Here is a 19,474-nt window from a genome sequence, read left to right as displayed (position 1 = left end):
CGTTTCCATGGCTCATTCGAGAGGACACCCCATGGCATATACGATTAAAGATGTGGCTAAACGGGCGGGGGTTGGCATCGCGACAGTTTCGCGGGTGCTCAACGAATCGCCGAACGTCCTGCCAGAAACTCGGGCCAGAGTTTTGGCGGTCATTGACGAGCTTGGCTATCGGCCAAATCATGCTGCGCGGCAATTAGTAACTGCCAAAACCAACGCGATTGCAATTATTCTGCCCTTCCTCACACGGCCATTTTTTATTGAAGTTCTGCGCGGCATCGAATCGGTTGTAGCCAATTCCGAGTATCAGCTGATTATCTTCAATGTTGATTCGCCTGAGCAACGCACGCGCTACTTCAATACGCTGCCATTTTTGGGCCGCACCGACGGCTTGTTGATTGTTTCGCTGCCCTTAGCTCCACCAGAAATCAAACGCCTGCAAGCTGCCAACTTGCCCGCAGTGATGATCGATACTCAAGCTGGCAATTTGCCATCGGTGGTCGTCGATAACGTAGGCGGCGCATTCAAGGCGGTCGAACATCTGATTAGCCAAGGCCATCAACGCATTGGCTTTGTCTCTGGGCAGTTGGAGCCAGATTTGGGCTTTACGGTCAACCGTGATCGACAGCGTGGCTACGAGGCTGCCTTAACCGCCCATCATCTGCCAGTGCAGGCCGAATATCTGCGGGCTGGCTTTGATCGCCGCGATTGGGGCCATCAGGCAGCGCTTGAACTGCTCGATTTGGCCGAACCGCCAAGCGCAATCTTTGCTGCCAACGACGATCTCGCCTTTGGTGTGATTGATGCCTTGCGCGAACGTGGCTTGAAAGCTGGCGAAGACCTAGCAGTGGTTGGCTATGATGATCTTGAAATGGCCCAGCTGATTGGTTTGACCACGATTCATCAGCCAATGGAGCAGATGGGACGCAAAGGAGCAGAAGTGCTGCTGGCAGCGCTCAACGAAGGCACGCGCCGCCCAACCCTGCACACCTTACCAGTCAGCTTGATCGAACGTGCCAGCAGCGCCAAGCCAAGCAAGGCATAAGAGGAGATCACATGACACAGGCGTTATGTCTTGGTGAATTATTGGTTGATTTTGTGCCAACCGAAGCTGGCTTGGGCGTGGCAAATACACCATTATGGCAACGAGCAGCTGGTGGCGCGCCGGCCAATGTTGCCGTAGGCTTGGCTCGCTTGGGCATGAGTAGTGGTTTTTTGGGTATGGTCGGGGCCGATAGCTTTGGCGATTTTCTGGCTGAGACCTTGGCAGCGCACCAAGTTGACATCCAAGGATTACGCCGCACCGAGCAGGCTCGCACTGCTTTGGCGTTTGTGGCTTTGCAAGCAGATGGCGAGCGTGATTTTATGTTCTATCGCCATCCAAGCGCTGATATGTTGTTTGCGCCAAGTGATCTTGAGCCACGCCAATTTGCCACGGCCAAGTTGCTGCACTTTGGTTCGCTGAGCGCCAGCAACGAGTTGGGCTACCAAACCACCTTGCGGGCAATTGAATTGGCTCAAGCCAATGGCATGCTGCTTTCGTTTGATCCCAATTTGCGGGCAGCGCTGTGGCCATCGTTGGAAGCAGCGCGCAGCGTCATGCTGAAACTGCTGCCGTATGCTCACATCATCAAACTTAGCCGCGAAGAAGCCGAATTTTTGACCGCGTTGGCCGACCCGTTGGCGGCAGCGCAAAGTTTGTGGCATGAACGTAGCCAAGTGATTGTGGTAACCGATGGCAGCGCAGGCTGTTGGTATCAGACAGCAACTGGATCGGGGCGGATTGCCGCGCCCACGGTGCATGCGATTGATGCAACTGGCGCGGGCGATAGTTTTGTGGCATGTTTGCTAGCTCAATTGATTCAGCAACCAACCTTGGCCCATGATCAAGCAGATTTTGAACATGCGTTACAACGGGCATCGATTGCCGGAGCCTTAGCCACCTTGGTGCGTGGCGCGATTCCTGGCCTACCGACAGCCGAGCAAATCGAGCAATTTCGGCAATAAGCGCAAACATTATTTTAGGCTTACTATTGGAATCAGCAATGAATTAACACAATCCTTATTTTTTAAGGAGCAGATCGTGCCATTTAGTGTTGAACAACTACTCACCGACCGCCACAAGCCCCTATCTGTTCGTCCCACAGATAAACTGGTGATGGCAATTGATTTAATGAATGAATATGATTATAGCCAACTACCTGTAGTTGATGCCGATTCAAAACCTATAGGGTTAGTGTGTAGCGATACAATTGTAAATGCTTTGCGTCAATTTCAAGTTTCACCGAATCACCTTCAAGTATCCGATGCAATGATTCGGGCTGTGACTAAGCATGATAATGCAGAATTATTTGACCTGCTTGATGCTTTACAAAACACCTATGCTGTATTAATTGTCAATAATAAGGGCGAATTAGCAGGAATTGTCACGAGCTATGATACTACTGATTACTTTCGCCGCCAAACTCAAGATTTAATGTTTGTTCAAGATATTGAGTTGATGTTACGTGATTTTGTCAGCATACACTTGTCGTCATCGAATGAAAAAAACAATACCGAATCGTCTAATGGTCGTATCATTACCAACACCAAGGCCGTCGAACAAATGACATTTAATGAGATCATTCAAATTTTCTTATCCAAAGATATTTGGGCACACTATGGCAACATGTTTAGTCTTCAATCTGAAGCTATTCAACAATTATTAGATTCTGTGCGAAAAACCCGCAATAAACTGATGCATCTGCAAGAAATCTCGTATGAACAGCATGAACAATTACGATTTTGTAAAGATTGGATAACTCGCTATCATTCGCAATTAGCTACCACTACTGAACTAACAACACCTGGAATACCTGAAATAATCGTTAATCCAGAGATTGCTTTACCATTATTAGTCGATGAAATTGAGAAACACCAACTTACAACCAGCGTTGGCGAGGATGAACCACAACCAAATGCAAGTCGCTATGATCACCTTGCACGCTGGTTACGCAGTCAAAGTCGCTCAACCGATCGCGTACAACTCAGTTTTGTCAAAGTCGAAAAGATTATCGACTCTGAACTTCCCGATTCAGCCCGTAAACATCGAGCATGGTGGGCTAACGATAGCCATACCCATGTGCAATCAATGAGTTGGCTAGCAGCAGATTGGCGTGTGAGCAGTATTAATATGGATAAAGAACTGGTCACATTTAGCCGAATTCATGATCGTGAACAAGCCTATATTAACTTTTTTAGCCGCTTGATCAATGAGCTTAAACAACCAGATGACCGATTTTTAGAGATGTCACCTAATGGCTCATCATGGATTACCGTCGCCAAACTGAAAATCCAGCAACGCTCTATCGGTATGTACAATGCCTTGTTTACTCGCAACGGCCTATTTCGGCTTGAACTCTATATTGACACAGAAGATAAAGCGCTCAATAGCGCTTTGTATGAGGCCTTACAATTAATCTATGCGCCCCGGATTACTGAAATAAATGAAAAGCTGGGAACACCTCTTGAATGGGATTCGATGCCAGGGCGAAGAGGCGTGCGGATTGCAGTCTCCCATTCTGGGTCAATTACTGCTAAATCAGATGAGCTTGAGCATGTACGTAGCTGGGGTGTAAAAACAATGGTGTTGTTCTATCAAATTTTTGCTGATGCAAGTCAGTTATTGGAGAAACACTATCAGGATGGTAAAAGTCCTGCACTTGCCCCATTATTTTCTCAAGGCTAAGTTCTTCTATGCTTTGCCGTATTGGGCATAAAAGTTGCGGATACGTCGCATAAAATAGCGAGGCTTTGCTAAGCCAAATCGTAGTGCCAGCACCCAAAAAGCGGTTGCTGGCTTCCAATTAACCCCAATTTAGCCAAAATCCGCTTGTGATAGACAAGACCAAACGCTGATGGTATGGTACAATTCGGCGCGAGATATATGTTGTGAAATAAGTGTATGAAACCACGAATTATTGCAGTAGCAAATCAAAAAGGCGGCGTTGGCAAAACCACCTCGACCGTGAATATCGCTGCGGAGCTTGTAGCCCGCGGCCAACGGGTGTTGGTGATCGATCTTGATCCTCAGGGCAATGCTACGACCAGTTTGGGAATTAATAAAAAAGCGCTTAAAGCCACGGTCTACGATGTGCTTTTGGGGAATGCACCGACCGAAATTGTTGTCACCGCAACTGGGCGTGAGCAATTGCAGACGTTACCAGCAACGGTTGAACTGGCTGGCGCAGAAGTTGAATTAGTCGATGAGCATCGGCGCGAGCATCGTTTGCGTGATGCCTTGGCTCCGATTGGATCATCCTTTGATACGATTATAATCGATTGCCCGCCCTCGTTGGGCTTGCTGACCTTGAACGCCTTATGTGCAGCGCATGGGGTTATTATCCCATTGCAATGCGAATATTTGGCCTTGGAAGGCTTGGCGCAGCTCAAAAATACCATCGATTTGGTGCGCACATCGCTCAACCCCGATTTGAATATTTTAGGGGTGGTGATGACGATGTACGATGGGCGGACGAACTTGGCGCAACAGGTGGTGGCCGAAGTGCGCCAATATTTTCCACAACGCATTTTTAATACCTTAGTTCCGCGTTCGATTCGCTTGAGCGAAGCCCCCAGCCATGGCCAAACGATTCGCGAGTACGACCCAGCTAGCAAAGGCGCGCTGGCCTATAGCATGTTGGTCGATGAACTAAGTCGCAGGCTGGAGGCAGCATGAACCCCAAAAAACGCGGTTTGGGTCAAGGCTTAGGTGCGTTAATTCGCCCTGATCCAAGCACACAGGCTCCAATTGTGGGCGCATTGCAGACCGTGCCGATTGAATCAATCGAGGCCAATCCGCATCAGCCCCGCCAAATTTTCACTCCCGAAGCGCTTGAGGAATTGAGCGCTTCTATTGCGACCCATGGCATTTTACAGCCGTTGGTCGTGACCCGCACCGCCACTGGCTATGAGTTGATCGCTGGTGAACGCCGCTGGCGGGCAGCGCAACAAGCTGGGCTAAGCGAAGTTCCGGTTATTATCAAAGAGGTTACGCCCCAAGAGCGGCTTGAATTGGCCTTGGTCGAAAATATCCAACGCGCCGATTTGAACCCCTTGGAAGAAGCCCAAGCCTACCAGCTGTTGCACGATGAGTTTGGCCTGACCCAGCAAGCGATTGCCGAGCGGGTGGGCAAAAGTCGCCCTGCAATTACCAATGCCTTGCGTTTGCTCAAAATGCCTTCGGCCTTGCAACAAGCAGTGATGGAGCAGCAACTCACTGCGGGCCATCTCAAGCAGCTGATCACAATTGACGATGAGCGCACCCAAATTTTGGCGATGGAGCAAATTTTGGAGTTTCGGCTTTCGGTGCGCGAAGCTGAAAAAATGGCTCAGTTGATCAAGCACGAAGATCAAACTCCAGCTCAAGCGCGAATCGCGATTCAGCAACGTGGGGCGGCTCCGCGCGCATCGCGGCGCAATGGCGTGCCAACACCAACGCCAACCACACGCAATGTTGCGCCAGCAGAGCCAGTTGTGCCAAGTGTTGACGATACTGATGCGGTTGAACAGCTGAGGCGGCAGCTTGGAACCAAAGTTGAGGTTAAACGCCAAGGCGACGGCGGCTATGTGCGCATCGAATTCTACTCCGACGAGCAACTCATTGCCTTGGTTGACTCATTGCTCAATGGAGAAAGCTTGTGAGGAGCGACCTATGGCCAGCGATTCATTGCATATTGCCCTCGTGTGGCCATACGATGCTGCCTATGCTGGCGGCGTTACCGAGCATGTCAATCAACTAACCCACTATTTTCGGGCTTGGGGCCATCGGGTCAGCCTGATCGCCCCGTATTCCAAGGGCAAGCCCGCTGATCCCGATTTTATTCCGCTGGGCCATGTCACGCCAGTGGCAGTTAATGGCTCGGTGGCGCGGGTTAGCCTCTCGCTGACGCTTGGCCCCAAAATTCGCCAGATTCTGCAAAAGCAGCATTTTGATTTGGCGCATATTCACGAACCATTTTCGCCAACCCTCCCAACAACCTTCCTCAGCCGTTCGAGCGTACCAAATGTGGGCACGTTTCACGCGGCGGGCACGCGCTCGCTTGGCTACACCACTATTCAAGCCTTGCTGCGACGCTTGGAACCAAAATTGCATGGACGGATTGCAGTTTCGGCAGCGGCCCAAGAATTTGCCCATCGCTATTTTCCAGCAGAGTATACAATTATTCCCAATGGGGTTGATGTTGCCACCTATGGCACGCAGCAACCAAGCTATGGCCTGAGCACCACTAGCCCAACAATTTTGTTTGTTGGGCGCTTCAATGAAGAGCGCAAAGGCTTTCGCTATTTGCTTGAAGCCATGAGCTATGTGCAACGAACCAGGCCTGATGCGCGTTTAGTTGTTGCTGGCAGCGGCGATCCCACGCCATTTCTGGCCGCCATTCGCCAATGGCAAATTCGCAATGTTGAGTGGCTGGGCTATGTGAGCAAGGCTCAACTTGCTGCTCTTTACCAACAAACCACCCTCTTTTGTGCACCTTCGACTGGTGGTGAAAGCTTTGGCATCGTCTTGCTTGAAGCCATGGCCGCTGGGGCAGCAGTGGTAGCTGCTGATAATCCGGGCTATCGTGATGTTTTAGAGCATCGCGTGCAAGGGTTGCTGGTGCCAGCGCGCAATGCCCAAGCATTGGCGGTTGCGATCTTGCAACTGATCGAGGATCAATCCTTACGGGCTGCAATGGCAGAAGCGGGTACAATCAAAGCGCAACTCTATGCTTGGGAGCGAGTTGCCCAACGTGTGATTGCCTTCTACCGTGGCATTCTCTCTGGTTAGGATGTTCAGGAGGCTCTATGTACAGCACCGGCATTAAACGCTGGGCCCGTCGCTTGATGGAAGACTTTGTAGCTCCAGTGCTTGGTCGATTGGGCATCACGCCTAATATGGTGACCTTAATTGGCGTTTTGCTGACCGCAGGAGTCGCGGCTGTGTTGGCCAATGGCAATTTGCAGGTCGGCGGCGTTTTGCTCATTTTGGCCAGTATTTTTGATCTCTTTGATGGTGCACTGGCACGCGCCACCAATCAGAGTAGCCGCTTTGGCGCGTTCTTCGATTCAATTATGGATCGCTATAGCGAGGCGGTTGTTTTCTTCGGCTTATTGATGTTTATTCACACCACCATGATCGGCAACACAACTTTGGCCCTCGGCTTAGTCTATGCCTCAATTATTGGCTCGATAATGGTCAGTTATGCTCGTGCCCGCGCCGAAGGCTTAGACATTCCATGTGAAACTGGCTGGCTTGGACGGCCAGAACGGATCACAATTTTGTGCACCTGCTTAATTCTGAATTGGTTGATTGCTGGGCTATGGATTTTGGCGATTTTCACCAATGTCACCGCTATTCAACGCATTTATCATGTGTGGCGCACAGAACAAGCAGCCAACCCGCAACCCAAGCCAGTCAAAACCAGCCGCTGGAATATTAGCCGCAAACAGCCCTAAATTCTAAAAACGTAGAAGCCGTGATCAGGAATGCTGATCACGGCTTTTTTTGGCGACTCCGGCGCGACTCGAACGCGCGACCTTTTGCTCCGGAGGCAAACGCTCTATCCACTGAGCTACGGAGTCGAATCTATCGCTGTGTAGAATACGGCCAAGCCAGCTAATTGTCAAGTTAGTTGGCTTTCAAGAGGAGGTTTTAAGATCCCCTCACCCCAACCCCTCTCCCGTGGCGCGGGCGAGGGGCTTTCATGCTGTGGTTTTTGCACAATGCGTGGTAAAAACGGGTTCTCCTCCTCGCCCGCGTTTTCGTGGGAGCGGGGGTTGGGGGTGAGGGAACAACAAAACTCATGTTCCAGTGCTAAAATAGCGCCAAATTAAGCAATTTAGCTGGAAGGTGGGCCTGCAATGGCAACTGAACCAACCCGCGCACAACAGATCAAAAAAGCGCAACGCCTTGCTAATCTCCAACGCTTTGCAAGCAACATCCAAGGCTTTTTCTATCGATTTAAGCGCTCAGTTGGCCGCCAAGAGTTGATGATTGAGACGGAATTTGGCACAGTGCGCGTGTTGGGCTATGGCTTGGATAATCCCAAAACTACGCCAATTCTGTTCGATTTACATGGCGGTGGGTTTATTCTGGGCAGCGCCGATATGGACGAAGCTATGAATGTGCAGTTTCAACAGCAACTTGGCTGCAAAGTTATCAGCATCGATTATGCCAAAGCACCCAAATATCCCTATCCCACGGCAGTTAATCAGGTTTATGCAGTGGTCAAGCATTTCTATGCCAATGCAGAGCGGTATGCAATTGATCGCACTAAAATGGCGATTGGTGGGCATAGCGCTGGCGGCAATTTAAGCGCCGTAACCTGCCTCAAAGCCAAGCATATAGGCCAATTTCAATTCGTCTGCCAAGTGCTCGATTATCCACCGCTGGATCTTGCGACCAGTCCGTTTGCCAAGCCGAATCCAAAAGGGGCAATTCCACCGCAGATGGCGGCGATGTTTGATGCGAGCTATCGCGAGGAGCATCAAGCCAAAGATCCCTATGTTTCGCCAGTGTATGCGGAGCCTGCTGATTTGGTGGGCTTACCACCAGCTTTGTTTATTCTGGCAGGGCGCGATTCGCTGCACGACGAGGGTTTGCGCTATGAGGCGCTGCTCAAACAAGCGGGGGTTACAACTGAATGTTACACGTACCCTGAGGCTCCCCATGGCTTTACCTACAAAGCTTCAGCTGATACCAGCGCTGCAATGGCCAACATGGTGGCTTTTTTGCAAAAATATTTACAAGCGTAAATTTGCTTATTGCGCGATCTTCGTGGTTTCGATCTTCTATTGCTATGAACTAAGTCATCATCATGCTACGTTTTGGGCCAGCAATTAACTATTATTTCATGTAATTCGTGCAATTCGTGGCTAAAAATCTCATGTGCTTTATGATTCCGATCCCCAACCACCAGTAACCGATCCTCAAAGCTAGTTTCGCCACCCTTCCGTCCCGCCCCGGCGGGAGACGCAGGGGGGGTTCATCCCCCTGCACCCCCTAATATTCGTTTTGTTGATTGTTTTGACGTAGCTATTCCCCCCACCTTCCCAACTTCGTGCTCTTCGTGGTTAAGCTACTGGTCAATGTTGATTTGTTTGGTTCCTGATCCCTCATCCCTGACCGCTGGCCCCTCGTTCGCCACCCTTCCGTCCCGCCGCCGGCGGGAGATACAGGGGGTTTTCATCCCCCTGCACCCCCTAATATTCGTTTTGTTGATTGTTTTGACGTAGCTATTCCCCCCACCTTCCCAACTTCGTGGTCTTCGTGGTCTTCGTGGTTCCGTTCCCCTTCGCGGTCTTCGTGGTTTCAGCGTAACGTAGACTTAGAAAGTTTGGCCGCTGGCTAGATCTTGGTCGACGAAGCTGCGGGCGTTTACCACAACATTGCGGCCAATCGTATGGCCGGCGCTAACTCGCGCTGCTTTACCAATCACGGTTAAGCCGGTATTCAACAATTGCGGTTGGGCAGCATTGGGCGTGCCAATTGGGCCTTCACCCACTTTGCAATCACGGCCAATTACCACCTGTTTATCAACGACACAGTTATCGAGCACCACGCCTGGCTCAATCACGCTATCGGGCATAATCACCGAATCACGGATAATTGCACCAGCGCCAACCACAACTCCGGTGCCAATCACGGAGCCAGAAACATGGCCATCGACCCGACAACCATCGCAAAGCAAGCTGCGTTCGATCCGCGCTGAAGGACCAAGCTGGGCGGCTGGGCGCTCAAACGAGCGCGTGCGCACAACCCACTCAGGATCATACAAATCGAGCGCTGGAGTTTCGGCAAGCAAGGCAATATTCGATTCGTAATAGGCTTGCACCGTGCCAACATCAGCCCAATAGCCATTGAAGGTATAGGCGCTAACATTGGCCTCGCTAACGATTCGTGGCAACATTTCGCTGCCAAAATCAACCGATTGATCACGATACAGCAGATCGACTAAGTATTCTTTGCGGAAGGCATACACGCCCATCGAAGCTAAGGCGCTGCTGGTACGGCGCGGCTTTTCTTCGAAGTTGGTCACGCGGCCTTCGCCATCAACCGTGACCATGCCATAGCGATAGGCTTCGTGTGGCGGCACACTATGTACAGCCAAGGTAACATCAGCGCCGCGCTGCATATGCAAATCGAGCAAAGGCCGATAATCCATCTTGTAGACGTGATCGCCAGCCAAAACCATCACATAATCAACGGGCCGTTCTTCGATCACATCGAGATGATAGCGAATTGCATCGGCAGTACCGCGTTGCCAGCCGCCGCCATCAGGGGTTGGGAAGGGGTGCAAGACCCGCACGCCGCCTTGTAAGCGGTCGAGATCCCATGGCTTGCCCACGCCGATATGCTCGTGCAACGAACGCGGCTGATGCTGCGAAAGCACGCCAACATCGTAAATGCCCGAATTAACACAATTCGAAAGCGTAAAATCGATAATTCGATATTTGCCAGCAAACGGCGTTGCCGCTGCTGCTCGGCCAGCGGTCAGCACGCTTAACGAAGGGCTTGCACCACCAGCCATAATCAAAGCTAAAACACGCATACTACACTCCCCAGCACTAGATCGATTCGCCGCTGGCGACATCGCCGTTGAAGCGGTCTTCATCGCAATCGGATGGAATCACAACATTGCGGCCAATGCTAATGCCTGCGGGAATATGCGCACCCTTGCCAACAATGCTAATGCCCGTGGTTAGTTTATCGGGCTGCAAACGATTGGGAACGTTCTCAGTGCCAACCCCAAGTTGCACATTGGCCCCAATCACCACATCTTTATCGACAATCACCCGATCAAGGACCGCGCCGGGGCCAATCCAGGTGTCGGTCATGACGATTGAATCGCGCACCACCGCGCCGGGTGAAACATAGACCCCAGGCGAAAGCACCGAATGCTCAACCGTGCCGCGTACCACACAGCCATTGCAAATCATCGAGCCTTCGACTTTGCTTTGCGGGCCGAATTTGGCGGGCGGGCGTTCCTCGGAGCGAGTGTGAATCCGCCACTCTGCATCAAACAAATCGAGCGTGCAATCGGGATCAAGCAATTCCATGCTGGTTTCCCAATACGATTGCACTGTGCCCACATCGACCCAATAGCCTGAGAAGGGGTGAGCGTACACATTGTCGTTGGCGATCATGGTGGGGATGACATGCTTGCCAAAATCAAGATTTGGATATTGGCTGCTGGTTTCGCGCAGGCGTTCGACCAAGCGTTTAGCATCAAATACATAAATGCCCATCGAGGCCAACGTGCCTTTATCGCGAGCTTTGGGCTTTTCGGTAAACTCGACAACCTGATCGCTATCGTTGACCGTCATAATCCCAAAACGATCAGTTTCTTCGAGCGAAACGTGCATCACCGCCACCGTCAGATCGGCGTTTTTGGCCAAGTGGGTGGCGATCAACTCACGGTAATCCATCTTATAAATATGGTCGCCTGAGAGAATCAGCACCAGGTCTGCACGTTGTTCACGGATGTAATTGATATTTTGCAGAATGGCATCGGCAGTGCCGCTATACCAACTCTGATCATCGCGACCTTGATAGGGCTGGAGCAAGCGAACCCCGCCGCGATTACGGTCGAGATCCCAAGGCTTGCCAATGCCTATATGGTCGTTGAGCGAATGAGGCCGATATTGAGTGAGCACCGCAACATCGAAAATATTGGAGTTAACACAGTTGGAAAGCGTAAAATCGATAATGCGATACTTGCCAGCAAATGGAACCGAGGGCTTGGCGCGTTTTTCGGATAGCACGCTTAAGCGTGTCCCCTCACCGCCAGCCATAATCATCGCGACTACGCGCATAGAACCTCCTTTGGTACCGGGGATTCGCGCACCATTATACTCAATTTCGCCCGTCCTCACGCCAGCTTCTAGCAACGCATTTCAGCCAAATTGAGTAGACTCAAAACTGCTAGAGTTTGCTATGCTTAGCAGGTATTGGTGTGTTACGAGGAAATCCCTATGAGCAACCATGATCAATTGGCCTTAGTCCGTCAAAAGCATATCGAACTGATGCGATTGACCCTCGATACGCTGGGCCATGTGCTCAGCAACGTCAGCCAAGCCCAAGCCACCAGCTTGCGCGATGGCCCCGATGGCTGGACTGTGGTCGAAGTGCTGTGCCATTTACGCGATTACGACCAGATTTTTCTCGAACGAGCGCTGATGATGCGCGATCAGGATTTTCCGTTGCTGCCAGGCTACGACCACGAAGCCATGGTGATCGAGCGCAACTACAACAGCAACGATCTCGGTACCGTCTACGCAGCCTTGCAGGAATCACGCCCCCGCTTTATTGCTTTTTTCCAAGCGCTCACGCCTGAACAATGGGAAAAAGCTGGCACGCACCCAGAACGCGGCTACTTTTCGCTCACCGATGCAGCCATGCAAGTCGGCATTCACGATGTGATTCACCTTGAGCAAATCAGCCGCATTTTGTTGCAAGCAAAGGGGCAATAGCCATGCCTGATTCCAGTTTAATTAATTCGATGTTGCGCTGGCATGTGCCCCTGATGAGCCGCACGCTCGAAACTTTGGGCCATATTTTGGCCCGCGTCAGCCAGCAACAAGCCACAACCCTGCGCGATGGCGCTGATGGCTGGACAGTGCTCGAAGTTGTCTGCCACTTGCGCGATTACGACCAGATTTTTCAAGATCGCGCCACGAGCATTGTTGAGCAGGATAATCCGCTGTTTCAAAGCTACAGCCCCGATCAATTAGCCAGCGAACGCAACTATAACGCCAGCGATTTGCACGCCGTCTATGCTGAATTATGTGTTTCGCGCACCCGCTATGTGGAGTTTTTCCAGAGCCTCAGCCCTGAGCAATGGCAACGCCAAGGAACCCACGCCAAGCTGGGCGCATTCTCGTTGGCCGATGCCTTGATGCAGGTAACAGGTCACGATCTGATTCATATGGAGCAGATTACGCGGATTTTGTTGCAAGCTGAATAGCAAATGAGGGGTCAGGGATCAGTAGTTAGGGTTCAGGTTACGGCAACCGCGAAGAACGCGAAGGATCTGTTTAGAATTCCCTCACCCCAACCCCTCGCCCACTGAACGCGGGCGAGGGGCTTTAATCTCGTGGTTTTTGCATGATTGGTGGTGAAAACAATTGCTCCCCCTCGCCCGCGTTTTCGTGGGCGAGGGGGCTGGGGGGGTGAGGGAACAACAATTTACGCAGTTTCAATACGCAATTCTTAGTAAAAAACGCGTGCTCCCCCTCGCCCGCGTTTTCGTGGGCGAGGGGGCTGGGGGGTGAGGGAACAACAATTTACGCAGTTTCAAGTGGCGCTGGCGCACCAAATTGCACCACCAACTCACCATTGCGAAACACCGCGCGCAAAGCTGGCCGATCAGCCAACATCGTCGGCAAAATCATCTCGCGGCGGAAGTTGCCAATTTCAATAAACAGCTGATCGCCACGTTTGGTCATATTAACTTTGTTGACTTCGACGTGTGGCAAGGGCAAGCGTAATTCATATTGATCGCCTTGCTTGGTGATGTCCATGGTTTTGCCCACGTAAAACACATCAAGCGGATTACGATCGCCAAACAACGCCGCGCCTACATCGGCCAAATCATCGAGGCCTTTAATTTCGCGCGAGTACATTGGCGCTTCCCAAATTGGCAGCGGCGTGAAAATATCGTGCACTTGAGCGCGATAGCTGGCCTGCACTTCTTGCATTTGCTCAATAAAGCTATGGCCACGCACATCGCTTGGCATCACCCGATTGAGCACCACGCCATCGACCGGATAGCCATATAAGGCCAAGTAGGTTGCTGCCCGCTGCGCCTCTTTAATGACCATGCGTTCAGGGTTGACCACCAAGCGATAGGAGCTAATCTTGGGATCGGCCAAGGTTGCGCGGAGTGCTTCGACCTGCTCAACAAAGCGTGGCAAGGTATCGAACATATCTGAGGCTGGCACCAAAGCCCGAATCAAGGGCTTGGCCACTTTCATGGTGCTGGTTTCCCATTGCATTACCCGCGAAGCATACCAAGTGAAGGTTTCGGGCATGGTCAGCAAGCGCACAGTTTCGCCAGTTGGCGCTGCATCAACAATCACCGCATCGTAGTTGCCCTCTTTGGCCTGCTTGCGAATATGCAACAAGCTGACAACTTCTTCCATGCCTGGAATCACCGCTAATTCTTCGGCGGCAACTTCGTTTACACCCTTGCGCTTGAGCAAATTGGAAACAAAGCCTTGCAACTCGCCCCAGTGTTGGCGCACTTCTTCCAGAACATTAATTTCTTGCGCCCAGAGGTTATCGCTCAGTTGGGTTGGGCTAGCCCCAACTTGGCAATCAAGTGCATCGGCCAAGGAGTGAGCCACATCGGTGCTGACGACCAAGGTTCGATAGCCCATGCGCGCCGCTCGCACGGCGGTTGCCGCTGCGGTTGTGGTTTTGCCAACGCCACCCTTGCCAAGATATAAAATCAAACGCATTGTATGTTCCTTTCGCTGCATTGCGAGAATACACGAATCGCTCGCTGCACTGCTGCTTTGGACGTTATGGTCAACTGGGTAGTTGCAGCCTGTATTTATTATCGCATATCGTTACTACGCAAAGAGGCTAGCTTGGGTTTTGGATTAAACCCACAGCACTGCCGCGCCAATTGCTGCATAACGCAACGCCTTGCCAAGCGTAATCCACGCCATACTTGGCAACCACGGCAGATCCAAGGCTCCTGCCACTGCCACCAAGACATCGCCAATCACTGGCAACCAGGCCAAAATCAGGGCTGGCGTGCCCCAACGCCCAAGCCAACGCTCTGCTCGTTGCATGCGTTCAGCCATTTTGCGATTGCGCTGATCGATAACGTGACGCGCGCGCTGCCCAAGCCAAAACGTCGTAGCCGAGCCAAGCACATTGCCCAGTGTGGCAACCAACAACGGCAACCACAACGATTCAGCATGCACGACCATTGCGGCCAAGGCTGCCTCTGAACCAAGAGGCAAGACTGTTGCCGCCAAAAAACTAACCCCAAATAAACTCAAATAGAGCCAAATCATTGAATTTTTCCTTGTTGCCACCGCTGCCAGAGCAAGCCAATTTCCGCATTTCGACCTAATGCCAAAATCAGCATAAAGCCGATCAAGCCCACCAGCGAGGCACTCGATAAACTCAGTAATAAGCTAGCAGTGCTGCTTGGCTGCCAAGTCTGCATCACCAGCCACGCCGCCACGCCAGCCACGCCGCTGGCAAAACCAACCTGCCAAGTAAAACGCCAATTCAGGCCCATTGGTTGCTGCACAGTTTTTTGGGCCAGCCATGCCAAGGCCAAGGTTTCGGCCCATAACGAAACAGTTGTGGCCCAACCAAGCCCAGTCAAGCCCCAACGCCGCCACCACAAGGCCAAGCCAATTTGCAGCAACGCGCCCAGCACCCGCATCACGCTGGGCCAGCGCGTATCGCCCATCGCATAGCTGAAGCGAATTAACAAGGTACTGAGGGCCAAGGCTGGCAAGCCGGGCAAAGCCGCCCACAGTGCTGTGCTGGTCATCTGCACCGATTGTTGGTCGAATGCGCCGCGTTGCAGTAACAAGGCCACAATCTGCTGACACAAAACCATACCCAAGACCATCAGCGGTAGAGTTAGCAGCAACGACCAACGCCAACAGCGCGCCAACCAATGTTGCAAGGCCTGATAATTGCGCTCCAATACCAAGCCCGTCAAAATGGGAAACAGCACCCGCCCAAGCACTTGCGGCAACAAAATAATCGGCACTTCGACAATTCGCCGCGCATAGGTTTGGGCCGCAACCGCGCCTGCGCCAACCGTCGAAGCAATGGCATTCTCAATCACGCTAATCAAATGCACCGACACCAGCGAGGTTAATAATAATGGATACGCATGCTGCAAAACCGTTGTTAGTTGCGCTCCCCGCCAGCGCCAGCTTGGCAACCACGGCACATCTGCTTGCAACAAAGGAATTAATCGCAACACTGCGCCCACCACCAAGCCCCATGCCAAGCCATAGACGCTGCCGGTTGCCAACAAGGCAATTACTGGCACCAATTTCAACATCAAATCGGCCAAAGCTGGGCGCGTAAATTGCTCAAAGGCTTGATACCAAGCGCCTAGCACCGCCGAAAAACACATCACCGGAAAGGCCAACAAGCCAATTCGAATAATTTTGGCGGTCATCAGCAAGGTTGGTTGGTCGAAGCCAGGCCCAAATAAGCGCGCCAATTGCACGGCGTAAAGCCAGCCCAAGCAGGTTAATGGCACTGCCGCCAAACCAACCAAGCCCAAACTGGCACGCAGCGTGCGTGGGCTAGCCGCTCGATCGTGCAAAATCATCGGCACTAAGGTTGGGCCAGCAATATCGCCCAACAAAAAGCCCATTAGCAAAACAACCGCCGCGCCCGCCAAATAGGCATCAGCGGTGGTGCTGGTGCCAAAAAAGTGGGCTAAAGCAAGCTTTTCAGCAAAACCCAGCACTTTATAAGCAGCTGTGGCGGCGATCAGAATCAGTGAGGTTCGAACGATGGTTGCAGGCTTCATAGATACTCATTTAATCAAATTGCTCGTATAATTGACATTATGCAACACCAAACCGAACAATTAAGCGATGGGCAGCGCCTCAATGCGGCCCAGATTTGGGCATTTTTAGCCAAAGCCTCGGTCGGACGCTTGGCGACGCACGATCATGCCCGCAATCAAAGCAACCTTGCGCCGCTATTTTTCGTCTGCGAAGCGCCGCATATTTATTTTGCAACCCAACCAGGCCATAAGCTTAATTTGTTGCGCCGCTATCCGCAAGGCGTTGGCTTGCAAGCAGATGCCTTTGAGCCAACTGGCTCAACCAGCGTTTTTGTGTGGGGCCGTTACCGCGATGTGCCGCTTGGCGCAGAATACGCCCATGCCACCCGCTTGCTGGCCTTCAAATATGGTACTGGCTTTTGGCAACAAATTCTCGATCAAGCAAGCAAAGCCTTGAAAGCTGGGCCACGCGCTGTCATCAATACGATTAGCCAAGCCACCACGGGCTGCATTCAGATCGAACGCATCGGCGGACGACACTGGGAGCATGGCCTATGATGCGTATTTTAGCGCCAGCAGAAGCCTTATCCTTGCTCGATGAGCTGCAAGTGCTGCGCATCGCTGGCTTTGATCAAGCACGCGAGGCCAGTTATGCAGTGCCTTTGGCCTTTGTACGCCGCGATCAAACCCTACTAATCGCCTTGCGGGCAGCAGGCCGTTTGGCGCAACTGTTGCAACACCAACCCACTGGCTGGTGCATCGAAGCTGATCAAATCAACCCTAATTGGACGTTTCGCTCAGTCGTGGCCGAAGCCAGCGCCCAGCCCTTGGCCGATAGCAGCATTGCGCTGGTGGCCTTGGCCGCACGCTATGGCCGCAATTGGCCACAATGGCGACCAAACGCCCCAATTCAAGCCTTTTCATTAGAGCTAGCGGCGATCCAAGGCCGCCATAAAAGCTAAGGAGCGCCGATGATCACCGTGACCCGCGAACGCCAGCTACGCCGCCCAATCAGCGAATTATGGCAACTCTTGGCCAATCCGCACAATTTGCCGCGCATTTTGCCGCAAATTGCCCGCGTTGAAGTCAGCGAGCCAACCAGCGCTGCGCAGCCATTAACTGCCTATTTCGATTTTGGCGCGCACCTTGGCACGCAGGCGGCCCAAGGAACATTTAGCACGATCGAGCAACAATCGATTCGTTTTGAAGCCGAACAACCCTTGCCGATTGTGGCCCATTGGCAACTTCATCCCCAAGCCAATAGCACCAAAGTTCATGCCAGCCTAAGCTTCGATCTCAAGCCAATTTTAGGCCCAGCCGCCAAAGTTGTGCCGATCAGCATGGTCAAAAACGAAATTACCCGCGAGCTTGAGCAAGCCTTGCGCCGCATCGAACGCTTGGCATTAAGCTAAAGGATAGCTATGCAACCATCGCCGCTCGCTTCAAGTAAACGCTGGTTTGATTTGATTGTGGCTGGATTGGCACTCGTGCTGCTTAGCCCATTGTTGCTGCTGATTGCTGGCGCAATTAAATTGACTTCGCGTGGCCCGATTTTCTACAATCGCCCACGGGTTGGGCTGGCTGGGCATGAATTTCCCTTCTATAAATTTCGCACCATGGTTGTTAATGCAGAACGCCAAGGCTTAGGCCTCGAAATCGCCCACAACGATCAGCGCATTACTCGCGTTGGCCAATGGCTGCGCCGTTGGAGCTTCGACGAATTACCGCAATTAGTGAATGTGCTGCGTGGTGAGATGAGCTTAATCGGCCCGCGCCCTAGCTTGCCCGAACAAGTAGCGCGCTATACGCCTGCAGAGCGCCAACGCTTGGCGGTTCGACCAGGTATCACTGGTTGGGCGCAAGTCAATGGCCGCAACGACATCGCTTGGGAAGCCCGCATTGAGCTTGATTGTTGGTATATTGAGCATTGGAGTTGGCGGCTCGATCTGCTAATTCTGTGGCGTACAATCGGTGCAATCGTGCGGCCCGTTGGCATTTATGGCCGCGATGGTGTGGCCAAAGATTTGCGAGGCAAATAGTGCGCCCAGTGATTATTGTGGGCACTGGTGGCCATGCCCGCGAAGTTGGCGAAATTGTGCAGGCCCAACATGCGGCGGGCCAAGGCGGCCCACTGCACGGCATGCTCACCGATGATCACAGCCAACATGGCACAACCAGCCTTGGCATTCAAATTTTAGGCCCCATTGCTTGGCTGGCAACTCGTTTGGCCCAATTTAGCGTCATTATCGCGATTGGTGATAATGCCACCCGCCAGCGAATTGCCCACCAATTTGGCTCAGAGTTGCACGCTGCTAGCGCGATCTCGCCGTATGCAATCATCTCACCGCATGCCACAATTGGAGCAGGTGCAATGCTTTTTCCCAACGTGGTTGTTGGCCCGTTAGCCAGCATTGGCCCACATAGCATCGTCAATGTTGGATCCAGCGTCAGCCACGATAGCACTGTTGGCGCATTTTCCAACCTCAACCCAGGCGCGCGGGTAGCGGGCAATTGCCAGCTTGGCGAAGGCGTGGCGCTCGGCATGGGCGCGAATGTTATTCAAGGTCGCAGCATTGGCGCATGGACGGTGATAGGAGCAGGAGCTGTGGTTATTCGCGATCTGCCAAGCCATGCCAAGGCAGTTGGCGTACCAACGCGCTTGTTAATCTGATCCACGAAGGACACGAAGGGCACGAAGGACGGAAACCGCGAAGAGCACGAAGAGCGCGAAGGAAAATGGCTATTGGCTTTGGGCGTTAGGCTTCAAATTTCATCCCTCATAATTCATCCTTCATCCTTTTCGTTGGCCACAGATCATCCCTAAAGCCAATAGCCTATATGTAATGGTTTATTGCGTTAACCATGGCCTGATCCCCTCACCCCCTAGCCCCCTCTCCCGTCGAACGGGCGAGGGGGAACCAACCAGTCAGTGCTCCCCTCGCCCGCGTGCA

20 protein-coding genes and 1 tRNA gene are annotated in these 19,474 nt (G+C 52.3%); 15 read left to right on the top strand and 6 right to left on the bottom strand.

Annotation, left to right across the window (positions count from 1 at the left end; genetic code table 11):
• Positions 1-31: 31 nt before the first annotated feature.
• The 7 genes from ACFMKP_RS20350 to ACFMKP_RS20320 all read left to right on the top strand — a co-directional run bounded on the left by ACFMKP_RS20350 (position 32) and on the right by ACFMKP_RS20320 (position 7,476).
• Positions 32-1,042: a LacI family DNA-binding transcriptional regulator gene (locus ACFMKP_RS20350; RefSeq protein ID WP_382294551.1), complete on the top strand. Its 1,011-nt coding sequence runs from the start codon at positions 32-34 to the stop codon at positions 1,040-1,042.
• Between the two features lie 11 nt (positions 1,043-1,053).
• The gene (locus ACFMKP_RS20345; RefSeq protein ID WP_382294549.1) at positions 1,054-2,004 is read left to right on the top strand and encodes a PfkB family carbohydrate kinase; all 951 of its coding nucleotides are present in this window, start codon (positions 1,054-1,056) and stop codon (positions 2,002-2,004) included.
• A 76-nt stretch (positions 2,005-2,080) separates the two neighbouring features.
• Positions 2,081-3,724 (top strand): DUF4268 domain-containing protein, encoded by a 1,644-nt coding sequence (locus ACFMKP_RS20340; protein ID WP_382294547.1) that lies wholly within the window; start codon positions 2,081-2,083, stop codon positions 3,722-3,724.
• Between the two features lie 216 nt (positions 3,725-3,940).
• On the top strand, positions 3,941-4,714 hold the full coding sequence (locus ACFMKP_RS20335; RefSeq protein ID WP_382294545.1) for a ParA family protein: 774 nt from the start codon (positions 3,941-3,943) through the stop codon (positions 4,712-4,714).
• The gene (locus ACFMKP_RS20330) at positions 4,711-5,679 is read left to right on the top strand and encodes a ParB/RepB/Spo0J family partition protein (protein ID WP_382294543.1); all 969 of its coding nucleotides are present in this window, start codon (positions 4,711-4,713) and stop codon (positions 5,677-5,679) included. The genes ACFMKP_RS20335 and ACFMKP_RS20330 overlap by 4 nt, the downstream gene beginning before the upstream one ends.
• Before the next feature lie 10 nt (positions 5,680-5,689).
• Positions 5,690-6,808, top strand: coding sequence for a glycosyltransferase family 4 protein (locus ACFMKP_RS20325; protein WP_382294541.1), 1,119 nt, complete (start codon positions 5,690-5,692; stop codon positions 6,806-6,808).
• 17 nt (positions 6,809-6,825) lie between these two features.
• Complete coding sequence (locus ACFMKP_RS20320) at positions 6,826-7,476, top strand: CDP-alcohol phosphatidyltransferase family protein (RefSeq protein WP_382294539.1); 651 nt, start codon at positions 6,826-6,828, stop codon at positions 7,474-7,476.
• Between the two features lie 50 nt (positions 7,477-7,526).
• On the opposite strand, the gene ACFMKP_RS20315 is transcribed toward ACFMKP_RS20320, so the two are convergent.
• Positions 7,527-7,602, bottom strand: a tRNA-Arg gene (locus ACFMKP_RS20315).
• Positions 7,603-7,881: 279 nt separating this feature from the next.
• On the opposite strand from ACFMKP_RS20315, the gene ACFMKP_RS20310 reads away from it, so the two are divergent.
• Positions 7,882-8,775: an alpha/beta hydrolase gene (locus ACFMKP_RS20310; protein ID WP_382294537.1), complete on the top strand. Its 894-nt coding sequence runs from the start codon at positions 7,882-7,884 to the stop codon at positions 8,773-8,775.
• Positions 8,776-9,347: 572 nt separating this feature from the next.
• Here the strand turns inward: ACFMKP_RS20310 and ACFMKP_RS20305 are convergent.
• Together ACFMKP_RS20305 and ACFMKP_RS20300 are read right to left on the bottom strand one after the other, a co-directional pair.
• Positions 9,348-10,571 (bottom strand): glucose-1-phosphate adenylyltransferase family protein, encoded by a 1,224-nt coding sequence (locus ACFMKP_RS20305; protein ID WP_382294535.1) that lies wholly within the window; start codon positions 10,569-10,571, stop codon positions 9,348-9,350.
• 16 nt (positions 10,572-10,587) lie between these two features.
• Positions 10,588-11,835, bottom strand: coding sequence for a glucose-1-phosphate adenylyltransferase (locus ACFMKP_RS20300; RefSeq protein WP_382294533.1), 1,248 nt, complete (start codon positions 11,833-11,835; stop codon positions 10,588-10,590).
• Between the two features lie 159 nt (positions 11,836-11,994).
• On the opposite strand from ACFMKP_RS20300, the gene ACFMKP_RS20295 reads away from it, so the two are divergent.
• Entirely contained in the window at positions 11,995-12,492 is a 498-nt protein-coding gene (locus ACFMKP_RS20295) for a DinB family protein (protein ID WP_382294531.1), read from the top strand.
• A gap of 2 nt (positions 12,493-12,494) precedes the next feature.
• Positions 12,495-12,986: a DinB family protein gene (locus ACFMKP_RS20290; RefSeq protein WP_382294530.1), complete on the top strand. Its 492-nt coding sequence runs from the start codon at positions 12,495-12,497 to the stop codon at positions 12,984-12,986.
• 319 nt (positions 12,987-13,305) lie between these two features.
• Here the strand turns inward: ACFMKP_RS20290 and ACFMKP_RS20285 are convergent, their stop codons facing one another.
• The 3 genes from ACFMKP_RS20285 to murJ all read right to left on the bottom strand — a co-directional run bounded on the left by ACFMKP_RS20285 (position 13,306) and on the right by murJ (position 16,544).
• Positions 13,306-14,481, bottom strand: a complete 1,176-nt coding sequence (locus ACFMKP_RS20285; RefSeq protein ID WP_204757210.1) for an ArsA family ATPase — start codon at positions 14,479-14,481, stop codon at positions 13,306-13,308.
• Positions 14,482-14,625: 144 nt separating this feature from the next.
• Positions 14,626-15,048, bottom strand: coding sequence for a YqaA family protein (locus ACFMKP_RS20280; RefSeq protein WP_382294528.1), 423 nt, complete (start codon positions 15,046-15,048; stop codon positions 14,626-14,628).
• Positions 15,045-16,544 (bottom strand): murein biosynthesis integral membrane protein MurJ, encoded by a 1,500-nt coding sequence (murJ, locus tag ACFMKP_RS20275; RefSeq protein ID WP_382294526.1) that lies wholly within the window; start codon positions 16,542-16,544, stop codon positions 15,045-15,047. The genes ACFMKP_RS20280 and murJ overlap by 4 nt, the downstream gene beginning before the upstream one ends.
• 39 nt (positions 16,545-16,583) lie before the next feature.
• Here murJ and ACFMKP_RS20270 point away from each other — a divergent pair, with 39 nt between their 5' ends.
• The 5 genes from ACFMKP_RS20270 to ACFMKP_RS20250 are packed head-to-tail and all read left to right on the top strand — an operon-like array spanning position 16,584 to position 19,194.
• Entirely contained in the window at positions 16,584-17,081 is a 498-nt protein-coding gene (locus tag ACFMKP_RS20270) for a pyridoxamine 5'-phosphate oxidase family protein (protein ID WP_382294524.1), read from the top strand.
• Positions 17,078-17,485 carry a pyridoxamine 5'-phosphate oxidase family protein gene (locus ACFMKP_RS20265; protein WP_382294522.1) on the top strand — a complete coding sequence of 136 codons (408 nt, stop codon included), beginning with the start codon at positions 17,078-17,080 and terminating at the stop codon, positions 17,483-17,485. Before ACFMKP_RS20270 ends, ACFMKP_RS20265 begins: the two co-directional genes overlap by 4 nt.
• Positions 17,486-17,494: 9 nt before the next feature.
• Positions 17,495-17,935: an SRPBCC family protein gene (locus ACFMKP_RS20260; RefSeq protein ID WP_382294520.1), complete on the top strand. Its 441-nt coding sequence runs from the start codon at positions 17,495-17,497 to the stop codon at positions 17,933-17,935.
• Between the two features lie 9 nt (positions 17,936-17,944).
• A complete protein-coding gene (locus tag ACFMKP_RS20255) occupies positions 17,945-18,562 on the top strand; it encodes a sugar transferase (protein ID WP_382294518.1) in 618 nt (205 codons plus the stop codon).
• Positions 18,562-19,194 (top strand): acetyltransferase, encoded by a 633-nt coding sequence (locus tag ACFMKP_RS20250; RefSeq protein ID WP_382294516.1) that lies wholly within the window; start codon positions 18,562-18,564, stop codon positions 19,192-19,194. The genes ACFMKP_RS20255 and ACFMKP_RS20250 overlap by 1 nt, the downstream gene beginning before the upstream one ends.
• Positions 19,195-19,474 lie beyond the last annotated feature (280 nt).

Source organism: Herpetosiphon sp. NSE202 (assembly GCF_042688385.1).
In the GTDB taxonomy this organism is placed as follows: Bacteria; Chloroflexota; Chloroflexia; order Chloroflexales; family Herpetosiphonaceae; genus Herpetosiphon.
Note: the sequence above shows the minus strand (reverse complement) of the source record. Positions and strands in the feature narration are given on the sequence as shown.